We start from the raw sequence: 15412 nt of genomic DNA on the forward strand, positions 1-15412 counted from the left end.
ACCGCTATGAGCACATGCTTTACCGCCGCTGCGGGAAGAGCGGCGTCAGGCTTCCGGCCATTTCGCTTGGGTTATGGCATAACTTCGGCGGCGTGGACGATTTCACCACCGCACGTGCCATCGTGCTGCGGGCATTCGATCTAGGTATCACCCACTTTGATTTGGCCAACAACTACGGCCCGCCTCCCGGCAGTGCCGAGGAGAACTTTGGCAGAATCCTGCGCCACGACTTGGCTGCACACCGAGACGAGCTCATTGTCTCCACCAAGGCTGGCTACTACATGTGGCCAGGACCGTATGGCGAGTGGGGTTCGCGCAAACACCTTTTGGCTAGCCTTGATCAGAGCCTCAAACGTTTAGGGCTGAGTTATGTGGACATCTTCTACAGCCACCGCTTTGACCCCGCAACGCCGCTGGAGGAGACCATGGGGGCCTTGGCGCATGCGGTCCACCAGGGGAAAGCGCTCTATGTGGGCATTTCCAACTATGGTGTCGAGGAGACCCGAAAGGCGGTCACCATGCTCAAGGCGATGGGCGTGCATTGCCTGATTCATCAGCCCAAGTACAACATGTTTGAGCGTTGGGTTGAGGATGGACTTCTGAGCGCTCTTGAGGAACTGGGTGTGGGGTGTATTGCCTTCTCGCCCCTGGCCCAAGGGGTTCTGACGAACCGGTATCTGGACGGCATACCCTCAGATGCCCGCGCCGGCAAACCGCACGGCTTCCTGCGGCCGGACCAGATCACCCCGGAGGTGTTGGCGAAGGTGCGGCGCCTGAACAAAGTTGCACAGGTGAGGGGTCAGACTCTGGCCCAAATGGCCCTCTCATGGGTGCTCCGTCATCCGGAGATGACCTCGGCGCTCATAGGGGCCAGCAGGGTCTCCCAGCTCGAAGAAAACGTGGCGGCCCTCGAGAACCTGGAGTTTTCACGCGAGGAGCTCCAGAGGATCGAAGAGATTCTGGCTGCCTGAGCAGTCGCAGGCGCGCACGCCCGGCCTTTGGGCAAAGAGGTGGCGTGTGTCGCTGGACCTGAAAGGGCACAGAATGGAAAATGATGAGTGTTCGGCAGCTGTCCGCCACTGGGAGCGGTACGGGAGGCACCGCCGCTTCCTTCCGAAACCGTTGTGGACCAACATAGCTGAGTACACTGCCGTTGCTTACGACCGCCAGGTGGAACGAATCCTGGCGACGACGTTTCACAGGGGGCAGATAGTGCTGGATATCGGGTGCGGCGACGGCCGGTGGACCGAATACCTCCTGAGTCTTGGGGTGACCGGTGTGGGGGTCGACCTGCTCCGGGCATCGACTGTGGCGACGGCTGGTAGAACATGCCGCATGGCAGGGCGCAGCTTGGCGGTGGTGGCCGATGCGGTTCACTTGCCGTTCAAGACGGTGGTGTTTGACGGCATCATATCATTCGGACTCCTCGAGCATTTTGCTGAACATGAGCAAGTTGTCGGGCATTGGAAGAGCTTGGTTGCGCGCGGAGGTACAGCCGTCATCTCAGTGCCGAACGCGCGGCGCAAGGACTGGATGGCGTACAGCGTGCTCCACGAGCTCGTAGTGCACCGGCGGCTGCTCTGGCCACGAACAGCCGCGCGTGGAATCGTGTCGCGCAGCTATGGCTACGAGGAGCGTTGGACTGGTGCCTATTTCGCGGAACTTTGCCGGCGAGTGGGATTTAGGCAGGTGCAGATCCAGGGTCTCTTCACGTTGGTGCCGCTGCTTTTTCATCCTGTAGGGGACCGCATACCTCGCGCCCTTTTTCGTCTGCTTGCCTCTCCGCGACCCTCCCGCGAGTGGGGACTTTACCTCTTTGCCACGGCGAAGGTGTAGTGGTCGCAGCAACGAGCTTTGCTATTGGGGCCCAACAATTCACTGAGAGCACCGGCCTGGCCGGTTTCAGTCCTTCCTTGGAGTTGGCTGTGCGCCAGTGAGGTGGCAAAGCTGCCGTGGGATCTCAGCAGCCTCCACGATAGCCTTCATGAAATCTTCTGCGGTAGCGTTCCTAAACTGCGGACTCGGGGATTGCGCTCGCGCTTCGTGCAGGTTCGTCTCGTTGACAAACCCAGGAATTGGCGTCACGCCTTTGTACGAGCTCAACGGGCCTTGGCAGATGTAGCCGTCGTAAATCATTTTCAACTTGAAGCGCGAGTAGCCGTGCTTGTAGACGCCTGTCTCGCCGGGAAGTTCTCCAAATGGGGTGCCGGCCACGTCGAACCCTGCCCGCTGAAACTGCGGTTCCAAGAGGGCCAACACTGCGTCGATGTAGCCGTCCGCCGCAAGGACCTGCGGCTTGTCATATCCCTCGGCACTGAACCACGGAGCGTGAAGGCAAATGGTTATTGCTCGCTTGCCAATCTTCTGGAAGATGTGGTTTCCCACCCTCATGTCCCCGAAGCCGTAAAACTTGCCCCTTGCCACTCGTGGCTGCCGGTACTCCGTGAAGGCGTGATGTCTGCCGCAGTAGACGAGTGCCTTGTCACCCCGGGTAAGCACCTCCTTCACCAGGACCTCTGCCCAGTCCTTCTCAGTTTCGCCATGCCAGACCTTGGTCATCACCCTGGGTCTGTCTCTATCTTTTTCGCTGCGGATATGGCTCCAGTCTGGTGCGTTGTTGAGGCCGAGGATACGGAACTCCCGCGCGCCTTGGGGACGGGAACGATTGAATCGCCAGGCTGCCTTGAAAATGTCTGCGTACTCCTGGTAGCCCCAAAAGACGTCGTGCTTGAAAAGTATCAGGGCTGCAAGGCGCTCGTCATAGTCCGGAGCCCTAATGAGGGAGTCCACAAGGGGTTGGTCTATCCTCCGGGCGAATTCGATGCCGAGGAAGTACACCCCCGCCTCAGGCAGGCGTGCGATGAGTCTCTGCACGAGTTCCGGATCGTGTTTGACGCGATGCCACTCGCCCAGGAAGACAATGTCATGGTCCTCGAATTTGCTCAGAACATAGTCCTCAGGACTCTGATAGTGGGCCCTGATGTACTCGGCAAGGCGGGCTAAGACGCTAGTGTCGAGCGGTTGCTGTGCGGTGGCGGCGACGCCTACCAGCAAGAGCGCCGCAAATGTGGGCAGCTGAATCGTGCGGTTCATGAGACCTCCTTTTCCGCAGTCGACATTTTCACCGCGCGGACACCGATCGGGGTCTGCTATTCCGTGGATGCACAGGTCGGCTTGCATCCTTGTTACGATGAGAATGGGCATGGTGTTTCGGGTGAGGAGAGGGGTAGCCCTGAGCGATAACTCGCGGAGGTGGGCCCTAAGCAGAGCGAAGCACCACGGGCCCGAGATACATGGCCGATGCCGAAGTGGGCGTACGGTTGCGCTCTTGCACGTGGTGACCTGGGACCATCGGCGGGATCGTGGTCACAAAGAGCCCTTCACCTGGAGGATGAAATGGGTAAGGCAGGAACTGCATGTGCAAAGGCGCGTCAGTCCGCGAGGTACAGAGGGAAACCCCACGCAGGGGGCACTCTGTTGGCCAGCCGTGGCCCCGTGCCTCAGGTATAGGCAGCGATGTACAGAGGCCTGCTGAGAAACGCCGACCCTTACCCTCCGTTCTCATGCGCCCCAATCGCCCTTTCGTCGAGACCGAGCACGTCGGAAGCGATTCAACCCCAGAGTGGCAAGCGTTGCGCAGGGGCGTGACCCTCACCACACGCCGAGCATTTGCCCCATGCTCCTGGGGCCCCGGAAAACAGGAAGCGGTTGCGCTGCAAAGCCCGGCTGTTGAAAAGGGACGACCCCTTGTCTTCTCAGTGCGACCTGGAGATTCTGCTTGACTTTCAGCTTCGAAATGGTTAAAATCCTGTATCAATGCGAGCCCCAAGGCGGATGGAGTGGGCTGGCCTGCGCGCATGGTCAGGAGGTAAAGCGTGTCGACGAGTGGGCTCAGTCGGGAAGGGTGCTTTTCCCATCATGTGGGTGCCCCTGGGCAGCCAGCGCGCGGCGCGCTGGCCAAAGCTATGTGCCCACTCACGGTTGGCCTCTGTATGGCGGTCGCGTTGGTGGTGGTAGCTCTCGCCTCTTCACGGCAGAACATACTGACGGGCAAGGTGATCTGCCTCGATCCAGGGCACGGTGGCACCGCTGCAAGCGACACCTTTCGCGTGGGTCCTACAGGCGAACGAGAGGAATGGATCAACCTCCGCGTTGCCCTGCTTCTGCGCCGCCTGTTGGAAGCGCGTGGGGCAAAAGTCCTCATGACTCGTACGGAAGATGCTGACGTTCCCCTGACAGACCGCGCGCGCTGCGCGATAGAAGGTCGGGCAGATGTTTTCCTCTCAATTCACCACAATGCCACCGCGGACACGTCAGTGAACTTCCCGGTGGTCTATTTTCATGGCAACGCTTCGGAAAACCAGGCCAGCGTAAGGCTGGGACAATGTCTCATCTGCGCCTTGGCCTGTGCCCTGCATAGCCCACAGGCACCCTTGAGCCTGGTTTCGGATCACACCATCTTCCCCGCAGCTGGGACAGCAGTCCTGCGCGGCACCTATGGCATCCCCGGCGTCATCGCGGAGGCCTCTTTCTTCACCAATCCGGCGGAGGAAGAGCGTTTGAAACAGGCCGCCTACAACCGTCGCGAAGCAGAGGCCTATGTGAGGGGGCTGGAGAGATTTTTCCGCGAAGAGGTTCTCCCCATTCTGCCCAAGGGAAGTAAAGTCCAGGTGGACACTTTTCGCGTGTTCCAGGAGGCAGCACGCATGAGCCCGGTGGCGCAACTGTGGCACGAGGATGTTCTGAGAGCCCGACGATTGTCTGTGAAGGAAGACTTGGATTCCCTGCGTCTCGCCTACGAACTGTATACACGCTCTGCGCGCTCCTTCCCCGATTCATATCTGGCCAGAGAATGCCACTTAGGGCGTGCACGACTGTTGAGCCTTTTGGGGATGGCGCGGGAGTCACAAATGGCCGAATTGCGCGCCCACGAGCACTATGTGCCAATCGATTGTGTCGGCCCCTGACAGTTGGGACCCAGCCAAGGGGAGAGGTTTGCTGGACTATCTGCGCGATTGGCGCACTCCAACAGGGAGGACAAAGCGATGAGATGGCGCTGGATTGCCATTGTTGGTTCACAGCTCCTCTGCCTGACAATGGCGGCGAGCGGCCAAGTGCGCTCACCGGGCAAGAGCCATGGCGAGGAAAGCTTCTTGGTGAACTGGAAGACCTACCAGAACTATGAGGGGATGACTGACATCCTCAAGGGATTGGCCGCCCGTTTCCCTAAACTGGCAAAGCTCTACTCCACGGGCAAAAGCCGCATGGGACGCCAGCTGTGGGTGATGGAAATCACCAACTTCGCCAAAGGGGACACTCTGGAAAAGCCAGGCTTCTACATCGACGGCAACATCCATGGCAATGAAGTGAACGGCATGATGGTGCCGTTGTACAGCTGTTGGTACCTGCTCACGCGATACGGGCACGACGACTTTGTAACAGATTTGGTGGATCGGGTGGTTTTCTACATTCGGCCGTCGGTGAACCCAGACGCGATGAATTCGTTCATCACCGAGCCGAACACCATGCACCATCCTCGCTGGAACTATCGCCCCATCGATAATGACGGGGATGGCCTCTACGATGAAGACCCCGAGGAGGACCTTAACGGTGACGGCGAGATCTCGTTGATGCGCAAAAGAGACCCCCTTGGGCGTTGGAAGATCAGCCCCGAGGACCCACGGCTCATGGTGCGCTGCAAGCCGGGGGAGCCCCCGGGCGGGTGGACCCTTTTGGGCACGGAGGGCATCGATAACGACGGCGATGGCGCTATCAACGAAGACATCCCGGGCGGCCTGGACATGGCCCGCAACTTCCCCTACGACTACGGCGTGCAGAACGGCTGGCCCTTTCCCCTCTCGGAACCCGAGACCAAAGGCGTGATTGAGTTCTTCCGCACTCACCCCAACATTAATGGCGTGTTCCACTACCACAACGCCGGCAATCTCATCATGATGGCGTTGGGGAAAGAGGCGCGCATGGAGACTACTGCACCGGCAGAGAGACGGCAGCGCGGTGAACTGGATCTGCCGCCCCTGAGCCCAGAAGAGCAGAAACTCATGGAAGGATTCTTGAACGTGACGGTGGAGGAGCACAAGCAACGCGACCTGGCCATGTACCAGACTTTGGCCGCTCGGGGCGTGCAGATCCTCAAGTACCGCCCCACCCTCAATGGCGGTGTGGGTCAGTTTCCACCCTGGACGTACAACATGTACGGCGCCCCGTCGTTTCTGATCGAGCTTTGGGGGATCCCTGCCGACTACAACGGTGACGGTGAGGTGAGCGAGGCAGAGGCACTGCGCTGGGTGGACGAAGAACTCAATGGGGAGGGATGGATAGACTGGAAGCCTTTTAACCATCCGCAGCTCGGCGAGATTGAGATTGGCGGCAGCTACGCCAAATTCGTGCGTCGTTCGCCCCCTGCACGCTTTCTTGAGGAGCACTGCCTGGCGAATACCCGCTTTCATCTGTACGTGGCCAGCGAATTGCCACGCCTGGAATTCGTCAGAACGAGCATTACTCCCATCTGCTCTTTCGCTAAAGCAGCGCAGGGCGACGTGGGCCCCGTAACCGATGTCCTGAGTATTAGGTCGGGCGACCTCAAAACGGAAAAGGGGGTACTGGCGTGGTTGGATGTGGAGATTCGCAACCATAGCGTCATCCCCACGGCGACGGCGCAGGCGGTAAAGATCAAGGCCACCCGCCCAGATCGCTTGCGCATTAAGGGGGCCAATGGCGTACAGATTCTTGGCCGTTCAGACCCTCCGAACACCTTGGGCCGCATTTCCGGCTTCACTACTGAGTCGCCCAGCGAGATCGAAGTGGGCTACCTCGGGGGGCGTTCCAGTCAAAGCTACCGTTTTCTGGTAAGGGTGAGTCACACGAAGAACGGCGCCATCACCCTGGAATACGACAGCCAGCGCGGTGGTGTAGCGAGAAAGACGATACCGGTGCGATTTGTAGACTGAAGTCTGCCCGAAACGGATGGAGGCGGATATGAGAATGCGAGCTTCACTCCCATTGGCAGTCGTGGTGATCGCGACCGTCGCCTTCGCGTACACCACAGCTGGCGCCGGCAAGGTGAGCCTGGACAAGTATCACGACTACGAGGAGGTGGCGGCATTGCTGCGGGCCCTCAAGGCCAGCCACCCAGATGTTGCCCAGTTGTGGTCCGCCGGAAAAAGCATTCAAGGCAGAGACCTGTGGGTCATGGAAGTGACCAACCGGAAGTCAGGTGCAGCTGATGAAAAGCCGGCGATTTTCGTGGCGGGCAGTCTGCGGGGTGACGAGCCCGTGGGCACGGAAGTAGCCCTGGCGGTACTGGACCATGTGCTCTCAAACTACGCGACCGACCCGCGCGTACGCCAGCTCGTCGACACCCGGACGTTGTATGTGTGGCCGATGCCCAATCCGGACGCGTTGCACATGAGCGTGAGGTTTCCCGGCAGGGCGGCAGCCCCTAATGCGCGCCCCACGGACGAGGACCACGATGGCCGTGTGGACGAAGACGGACCCGACGATCTGGACAAGGATGGGGCCATAGCCCAGATGAGAGTGAAAGACGAGCATGGAGACTATGTGACCAGTGCGGAGGATCCGCGCATCATGGTGCCGCGTGCGGGGCGGGCGCGCCTTGGAACAACCTACCGGCTCTTCACCGAGGGGCTGGACAACGATAACGACGGCGCTTGCAACGAAGACGGACCGGGTGGCGTCCTGCTCAATGCCAACTTTCCGGTGGGGTGGAAACTGGACACAGAAGTGTCTGGGTCGGGGATGTATCCCGGTTCCGAACCGGAGACAGAAGCGCTGATGCACTTTCTCACAGACCACCCGAACGTGGCCTTGGTGATCGTGTATCAGTCGGGCGACGGTTTCCTTTACCGCCCCTTCGACGGGCTCAAGGACGAAGAAATGCCCCGCCTGGATAAGGATGTGTACGAGCTCTACGCACGGCGATACCGGGAGGCGACCGGTTATGGCATGACGCACGGGTTTCCGGAGGAGGGCGCACGGGACACCTCTGCCGCAGAAGAGCAATCGCTGCGGCGTGCGCTGGCACGAGAGCTGCCTGGCGAGCTCAGCGTCGACCAGATTCTGCGCATGGGCAATATCCGCGACCTGGCCAATTCTCCTGAGGCGCGTACCTACATCCAGGAGTATGGGATCACCCAGGAGACCATTGATAAGTTGATAAGGTTGCAGGAGCTGCGGCAAGGGCGAGGGCGACAGTCCCTTGCCGGACCCAAGGGCCGCCAGCCCCAGTATGGGACATTCTTGGATTGGGCCTACAAGGACTATTGCGTGTACGCACTGAGCCCCAGCGTGTGGACGCTGCCGCAGGAGTTCTTTACGGCGGACAGTGGGGCACGGGAGGTGCGCGAGGAGCGCGGATGGCTGGACTTCCTTGCCCAGGAATGGCAGGGCAAGGGATTCGTGCCATGGCGGCCGCTGCAGCATCCGACACTTGGCGAGGTGGAAGTGGGTGGCTGGGTAGATTTCTACCGGAGGAACCCGCCCCCAGGTCGCTGGCTGGAAAAGGTGTGCACAGAGCAAGCCCGCTTTGTGGTAGAGGCCGCCGAGCTCACCCCGTCCATCACTATCGCGCAGGTTGAGGTGGTGCCACTGCAGGTGGTCGGAGGTGCAGGGGAGGCAAGCGCCACGACCGCCCAAGATGGTAGCGTCGTGCTCTCCACAGGGAAGGCCAGTGGTGGAAGCCTCTTGCTGGCTCAACTAAGAGTCACCGTGCAGAACGTGGGGCAGGTGGGCACGCGCACTGCATTGGGCCGTGTCACCCGCTACGCGCAACAACCACCGCGCGCCGTGCTCGCCTACCTTGAGGCTGAAGGGGGACCCTTGGAAATCCTTTCAATGCCGAAAGTGCTCCGCCTGGGGAACCCGGAGGGGACGCTCACCAAGACGCTTGCGGCACGGGAACGTGGGGAGGAGCCTGCACGTGCAGAGCGGCGCGCCCGCGGGGGCAGGGCGGCGTCCCAGGAGGAAGAAGGCGCCTTGCAAACGGATTCTGAGCCCGACAAAGCTACAGGCATGTGGCTGGTGAAGATGGGAAGCGGAGTCCGCGCGCTCAAGCTGCGCGTCGTGGCGGAAAAGGGAGGAGTGGCGAGCAAGACGGTGCAGGTGCGGTGGTGAACCCAGACGGGGAAAATCAGGGCGCACGGGATGACGCTTGCGCCGTTATCTTTCCGGGTGCGCCTGAATGCTGGCCGATGGCTGGGCCGAGGCGAATCAGCCTCGCGACGGTGCTCAGTGGCCTTTGCGTAGCTTTGGCGTGGAGCTAGCCTCTGCCTGCGGGTGGCAAAGGGTCGAGATCCAGACGAACATCGCATGGAGGATGAAACATGAAGCGAATCGTGGGATTCATCGTCATCGTTGCGGCTTTTGGCCTGTACGCGCAAGAGGAGGCGCGCCTGCTGCGTTTTCCTGCCATTTATGGCGACCAGATTGTCTTTACCTATGCGGGCGACCTCTACACGGTGCCAGCAAGCGGTGGGGTGGCGCGCAAGCTGACCAGCCATGAGGGCTATGAGATGTTCCCCCGCTTCTCGCCGGACGGCACGTGGATCGCCTTCACTGGTCAGTACGACGGCAACACCGAAGTCTACCTCATGCCCGCCCAGGGCGGTGTCCCGCGCCGTCTCACCATCACCGCCACGCTGGGGCGCGATGACGTGTCAGATCGCATGGGCCCCAACAACATCGTCATGGGGTGGAAGCATAACGGCCAACAGATCGTGTTCCGCTCGCGCATGAAGTCGTTTAACTCCTTCATTGGTGAGCTTTTTCTGGTGGGCATCGAGGGGGGGCTGCCCGAGCAGCTGCCGCTGCCCCGCGGCGGATTCTGTTCCTTTTCACCGGACGACCGCAAGCTTGCCTACAACCGGGTCTTTCGCGAGTTTCGCACGTGGAAGCGCTACCGTGGCGGCATGGCCGATGACATCTGGGTCTATGATTTTGCGACGAAGAAGAGCGAAAACATCACCAACCACCCGGCGCAGGACATCATCCCCATGTGGCACGGTGAACGTATCTACTTCCTGTCCGATCGCGACCCGCACGAACGCATGAATCTGTACGTGTACGACTTGAACACGAAAGAAACCCGGCAGCTCACCAACTTTACCGATTTTGACATCAAGTTTCCGTCCCTGGGCCATGATGCCATTGTGTTTGAATACGCCGGCTACATCTACCGTTTTGATCTGGCGAGCGAGCAGGTGGCGAAGGTGCCGATCATTATCGCGGACGACCAACCCACCGGACGTCCCACTCTTGTGGACGTGAGCAAGAACATCACCAACTATGAGATTGCCCCGGATGGGAAAAGGGCGCTTTTTGGCGCGCGCGGCGAGGTCTTTACCGTGCCAGCCGAAAAGGGGCCGACGCGCAACCTCACCAACTCCTCCGGGATCCACGATCGCTCCGCCACATGGTCCCCTGATGGCCGATGGGTGGCCTACATCTCTGATGCCACGGGAGAGGACGAAATCTACCTGGTGGCCCAGGATGGCAGCGGCACTCCCCGCCAGGTCACCAGCCACGAGGGAACCTACAAGTACGAAATTGTCTGGTCGCCCGACAGCCGCAAGATCATGTGGAGTGACCGCTTGCAACGGCTTCGCTACGTGGACGTGGCCAGCGGAATGATCAAAGAGGTGGCGAAGGCCACGGCATTCGAGATCAGGGACTATTGCTGGGCGCCTGACAGCAAATGGATTGCTTATGCCCGGCCAGAAGAGGAAGGCATGCAGAAGATCTACCTCTTTTCCCTGGAGAGCGGCCAGACGTTGGAGGTGACCGACGGCTGGTATGCCTCACGCGCGCCAGCCTTCAGTGACGATGGAAAGTACCTGTTCTTTGTCTCCGACCGTGATTTCAACCCCATCTACAGCCAGACGGAGTGGAACCACGCCTATCGCGACATGGCGCGCATCTATCTGGTCACTCTGGCTAAGGACGTAAAATCGCCATTTGCCCCCAAGAGCGACGAGGTGAGCGTTGCGCCGGAGCAAGAACCGGCCAAGAAGGAGGAGAGCGCCAAAAAGCCCGCAAAAGGAGAGAAAGCAAAGGAGGAAAAGCCAAAGGAAGAGAAGAAAGAGCCGGTCACTGTGCGGGTAGATGCAGACGGCCTTAAGGAGCGCGTGGTGGGGTTGCCGATCAAGGCCGCCAGCTATCACAGTTTGGCCTCCGTCGGTTCCACCCTGTACTACATCCGCAGCGGCAGCAGTGATGAGAAACCAGTCCTCCTTCTGTACGACTTTGACAAGGAGAAGGAAACCGAGCTTGGGCAGGTTGACGGGTATGAGATTTCCGCCGACAAGAAGAAGATGCTGGTGCGCCAAGGGCAGTCCTATTCCATCATTGACCTGCCTAAGGGCAAAATCGAAGTGAAGGACAAGCTGGACCTCTCCGGGCTCCAGGTGATGCTCAACCGACAAGACGAGTGGGCACAGGTGTACGAGGAGTGCTGGCGGCAGATGCGCGAATTCTTCTATGCGCCCAACATGCACGGTGTGGATTGGGAGGCAGTGCGGGACAAGTACCGGCCGCTGGTGAAGCATGTGAACCATGGGGCCGACCTTGCCTATATCGTCGGCGAGATGATCGGCGAGCTTAACTGCGGCCACACCTACATCACAGGTGGCGACATGCCAAGGCCCAAACGTATCCAAACCGGGCTTTTGGGCGCGCAGCTGGTCAGACACCCCTCGGGGTATTTCCAGATCAAGAAGGTCCTCCGCGGGCAGAACTGGGATAAATCGCTGCGCTCCCCACTGACGGAGATTGGTGTTGAGGCCAGAGAAGGTGAATTCATCATCGCCGTAGACGGCAGACCGACCACCCAGATGGCGAACATTTACGAGGCGCTGGTGAACAAGGCGGGCGTGCAGGTGAAGCTCCGTTTGAACGGCGAACCCAGCGATAAGGGCGCGCGGGAGGTGACTGTGGTGCCCATCGCCGATGAGGCGAATCTCTACTACTTCAACTGGGTCGAGGAGAATATCCGCAAGGTGACCCAGGCCACCGGTGGGAAGGTAGGCTACATCCACGTCCCGGACATGGGGGTACGAGGGCTCAACGAGTTTGTGAAGTACTACTATCCGCAACTACGCAAGAAGGGGCTGATCATCGATGTGCGAGGAAATGGCGGCGGCAACGTTTCGCCCATGCTCATCGAGCGCCTGCGTCGCGAGATCGCGATGATCACCATCGCCCGCAACACTTCGCCTTCGGTTGACCCCAGTGGTATGCTCTGGGGGCCGAAGGTGTGCCTATGTGACGAGTTCTCCGCTTCGGACGGAGATTTGTTCTCTTTCCGTTTCAAGCAGCACAAGCTCGGCACGCTCATTGGGAAGCGCACGTGGGGAGGTGTCGTGGGCATTCGGGGCTCGTTGCCCCTGCTGGACGGGAGCACGCTGAATAAGCCCGAGTTCTCACGCTACGACATCGAAGGCAAAGAGTGGATCATAGAGGGTGTGGGCGTGGAGCCAGACATTGTCGTGGACAACGATCCGGCGCTGGAGTTTGCAGGGGTGGACCAGCAGCTAAACAAAGCCATAGAGGTCATTCTCAAACAGCTGGAGACTGAAGAAAAGACCATTCCACCTCCGCCACCGTATCCGGTGAAGGTGCCAGCGGCCGAAAGGAAGTAGCCAGCGGCAAACCCTTGCCTTGACAAGACGAGCGCCAGGTCCGGAGTGGACATGGCGCTCGTCCATATCTGTGTGGAGTGAACCTCGTCTCGCAAGGTCGACAGGGTAGGAGGCCCCCAATGCATAGGGAAAAAGGATCTATTGTGACAAGGTCAGTCACGGTGCTCATGTGCCTGCTGGTCTCGGGAGGCTTAGCGTCGGGCGTCCATGCCGGGGGGAAGATCCGTGTCACGCAATGGCTCCAATTAGGACCTGTGCCCACTCATCTTCCCCTCTACCATGAGATCAAGGGCCCAAAAGGGGAGGCATTCACCCTCGCCAGCCTCTTGGAATTTGCGCAGGTGGAGCTGAGGGACTGGTGGCCGTCCGCAGGACAGACCGTCGAATGGGAAGGAGGACGGCGGCTGGTGTGGCGCACAGTGCCTGTGGACAGTTTAGGCATCGCTCTGCCCAAGGGGACTCCAGGACCTGAGCTGTGCTATGTGGCGGCGTTCATCGACGCTCGGCGCTTTGCCAAGGCTAAGCTGGTGGTGCGCAGCCCGCATCTGTTTCAAGTTTTCCTGGATGGCGAGACAGTGTTGACCCAAAAGGGCTCGGGTGCCAAGGCGGACAGCGCCGGTCAGAGCAAGAGCGTGGAGCTGGAGACAGGCGTGCATCTCTTGCTCATCAAAGCGCTGAAAGACCCTGACTGTGGCAGTCCTTGGACCGTGGACGGAGTGCTCGAGCTGCCGGAGGGGTGGGAGGACCAGGAGGTGCGGTTTACCGTTGAACGTTGGCAGCGGATGTCGATCCGACACTTGATGGACGCTCCGCGCCCAGAAGGCATTGCCCTTTCGGCAGATGGGGAGCTGGCGGCGGTGACTATTCGCCAAACCAGGCTACCAGGCGAGGCAAGCGAGGAGTGGATTGAAGTTCGCCGCACGCAGGATGGGCGGCTCGTGGGGACCTACCGCGGTCTGAAGATGGCACGGTTGACATGGGCCCCGCGGGGAAAGCGTTTTTCATACACCACGACCGAAAAAGAAGCCACCACACTTTGGCTGGTCGATCTGGAAGAGGGAACAACAACTGCTCTGTTGCGCGATGTGGCGGATTTTGCTAGCTACACCTGGTCACCAGACGGGAGCTTTGTCGTATACTCAGTGACGGAGAAGCCGGAGCCGGACAAGACCGGGCTCAAGAGATTACAAGGGATGCCCGACAGGTGGCCCACCTGGCGTCACCGGAGCTACCTTTACCTGTTGACCGTACCCCAGGGTGTGCGCACAAGGTTGACTGCAGGCTCATTGAGCACCGAACTGCACAGCATTAGCCCAGATGGGCACAAGCTTCTCTTCACCCGTTCCCGAGAGGACTTTACGGAGCGCCCCTACTCGAAGACGACCTACTATGTGCTTGACCTTACAACGATGGCTGTAGATTCCCTTTGGACCAGCGGTTGGACCTCTAGCGCGCAGTGGTCTCCGGATGGTTCCAGGCTCCTCGTGCTGGGCGGCCCCTCAGCGTTCGATGGGATCGGCAATGTGGTGCCTCATGGGGCCACGCCCAACGAGTACGACACCCAGGCCTTCATTTACGACTTGAGTTCGGGTAAGGTGGACCCGATCACCAGAAACTTTGACCCCTCCATTGCCCAAGCAGTGTGGAGCCGCACTGAACCTTGCATCTACTTTGTGGCCACCGATCGCGCCTCAGTCCGTCTTTTCCGCTACGACCTCCTTCGTAAAAAGTTCGATCCCCTGGAGACGGAAGCAGAGGTTATCGGCGGTCTACACGTCGCAGACCGCGCCCCCGTGGCTGCTTACCTGGGTTCCTCGCCGTCGACTCCGCCTAGGGCCTTTCTCATTGATCTCCGGAGGAGGCGCGCCAGGGTGTTCGCAGACCCTGCGGCTGCTTTCTACCAGCACGTACGCTTTGGGTCATGCGTGTCATGGAATTTTACGACCGCTCAAGGGAAGAGAATCGACGGACATATCTATCTGCCTCCGGACTTTGATGAGACGAGGAAGTACCCTTGCATCGTCTACTACTACGGTGGAACAAGCCCCGTCACAAAGGACTTTGGCGGTCGTTACCCCAAAGAGCTGTGGGCGGCCAATGGGTATGTGGTCTACGTGCTTGAACCAAGTGGCGCCACCGGTTTCGGTCAGGCTTTTTCCGCGCTTCATGTCAATGACTGGGGCAAGATCGTCTCCGAGGAGATTATCGATGGCGTCCGGCAGTTCGTCCACAGTCACCCGTTTGTGGACAGTTCGCGGGTTGGGTGCATAGGTGCCTCCTACGGTGGTTTTATGACCATGCTCTTGACCACCAAGACGGACATGTTCGCCGCCGCGGTGGCTCACGCGGGCATTAGCTCCATCGCTTCTTACTGGGGCGAAGGTTTCTGGGGCTATTTGTATAGCTCCACCGCCACTGCGCACAGCTTTCCATGGAACAGAAAGGACATCTACGTGGACCAGAGCCCCCTGTTTAGCGCTGACAAGGTGCGGACCCCGCTGTTGCTGCTCCATGGTACGGCCGACACCAATGTTCCACCAGGGGAGAGCATCCAGTTTTACACCGCACTTAAACTGTTGGGGAGGCCTGTGGAGCTAGTGCAGGTGGAGGGTCAGGACCACACCATCATGGAGTATGGCAAACGGATTCGCTGGACGAAGACGATCCTTGCCTGGTTTGATCGCTGGCTCAAGGGTCAGCCGGAGTGGTGGGAGAGCATGTACGGCGAGAAGCAGTAGACT

At 59.7% G+C, this 15412-nt stretch carries 8 protein-coding genes; 7 read left to right on the plus strand and 1 reads right to left on the minus strand.

Annotated elements, in window-relative coordinates:
• Positions 1-971: L-glyceraldehyde 3-phosphate reductase (mgrA, locus tag ONB25_08375; GenBank protein ID MDZ7392893.1), on the plus strand; the 971-nt coding region annotated here is incomplete at its 5' end.
• A gap of 46 nt (positions 972-1017) precedes the next feature.
• Positions 1018-1836, plus strand: a complete 819-nt coding sequence (locus ONB25_08380) for a class I SAM-dependent methyltransferase (GenBank protein ID MDZ7392894.1) — start codon at positions 1018-1020, stop codon at positions 1834-1836.
• A gap of 66 nt (positions 1837-1902) precedes the next feature.
• On the opposite strand, the gene ONB25_08385 is transcribed toward ONB25_08380, so the two are convergent.
• Entirely contained in the window at positions 1903-3093 is a 1191-nt protein-coding gene (locus ONB25_08385) for a ChaN family lipoprotein (GenBank protein MDZ7392895.1), read from the minus strand.
• 782 nt (positions 3094-3875) lie between these two features.
• Here ONB25_08385 and ONB25_08390 point away from each other — a divergent pair.
• The 5 genes from ONB25_08390 to ONB25_08410 all read left to right on the plus strand — a co-directional run bounded on the left by ONB25_08390 (position 3876) and on the right by ONB25_08410 (position 15409).
• Positions 3876-4967 carry an N-acetylmuramoyl-L-alanine amidase gene (locus tag ONB25_08390; protein MDZ7392896.1) on the plus strand — a complete coding sequence of 364 codons (1092 nt, stop codon included), beginning with the start codon at positions 3876-3878 and terminating at the stop codon, positions 4965-4967.
• A gap of 78 nt (positions 4968-5045) precedes the next feature.
• Positions 5046-6968, plus strand: a complete 1923-nt coding sequence (locus ONB25_08395; protein MDZ7392897.1) for a M14 family metallopeptidase — start codon at positions 5046-5048, stop codon at positions 6966-6968.
• A 28-nt stretch (positions 6969-6996) separates the two neighbouring features.
• Positions 6997-9150, plus strand: a complete 2154-nt coding sequence (locus ONB25_08400) for a M14 family metallopeptidase (GenBank protein ID MDZ7392898.1) — start codon at positions 6997-6999, stop codon at positions 9148-9150.
• Positions 9151-9359: 209 nt separating this feature from the next.
• A complete protein-coding gene (locus ONB25_08405) occupies positions 9360-12671 on the plus strand; it encodes a PDZ domain-containing protein (protein ID MDZ7392899.1) in 3312 nt (1103 codons plus the stop codon).
• 119 nt (positions 12672-12790) lie between these two features.
• A complete protein-coding gene (locus ONB25_08410) occupies positions 12791-15409 on the plus strand; it encodes a S9 family peptidase (protein MDZ7392900.1) in 2619 nt (872 codons plus the stop codon).
• Positions 15410-15412: the final 3 nt, after the last annotated feature.

This window comes from candidate division KSB1 bacterium, from assembly GCA_034506335.1.
Taxonomy (GTDB): Bacteria; Zhuqueibacterota; Zhuqueibacteria; order JANLFK01; family Oleimicrobiaceae; genus Oleimicrobium.

Coding starts and splice junctions, on each gene's coding strand:
- ONB25_08385 (MDZ7392895.1), bottom strand. CDS start 3,093: ATGAACCGCACGATTCAGCTGCCCACATTTGCGGCGCTCTTGCTGGTA.
- ONB25_08395 (MDZ7392897.1), top strand. CDS start 5,046: ATGAGATGGCGCTGGATTGCCATTGTTGGTTCACAGCTCCTCTGCCTG.
- ONB25_08400 (MDZ7392898.1), top strand. CDS start 6,997: ATGAGAATGCGAGCTTCACTCCCATTGGCAGTCGTGGTGATCGCGACC.
- ONB25_08405 (MDZ7392899.1), top strand. CDS start 9,360: ATGAAGCGAATCGTGGGATTCATCGTCATCGTTGCGGCTTTTGGCCTG.
- ONB25_08410 (MDZ7392900.1), top strand. CDS start 12,791: ATGCATAGGGAAAAAGGATCTATTGTGACAAGGTCAGTCACGGTGCTC.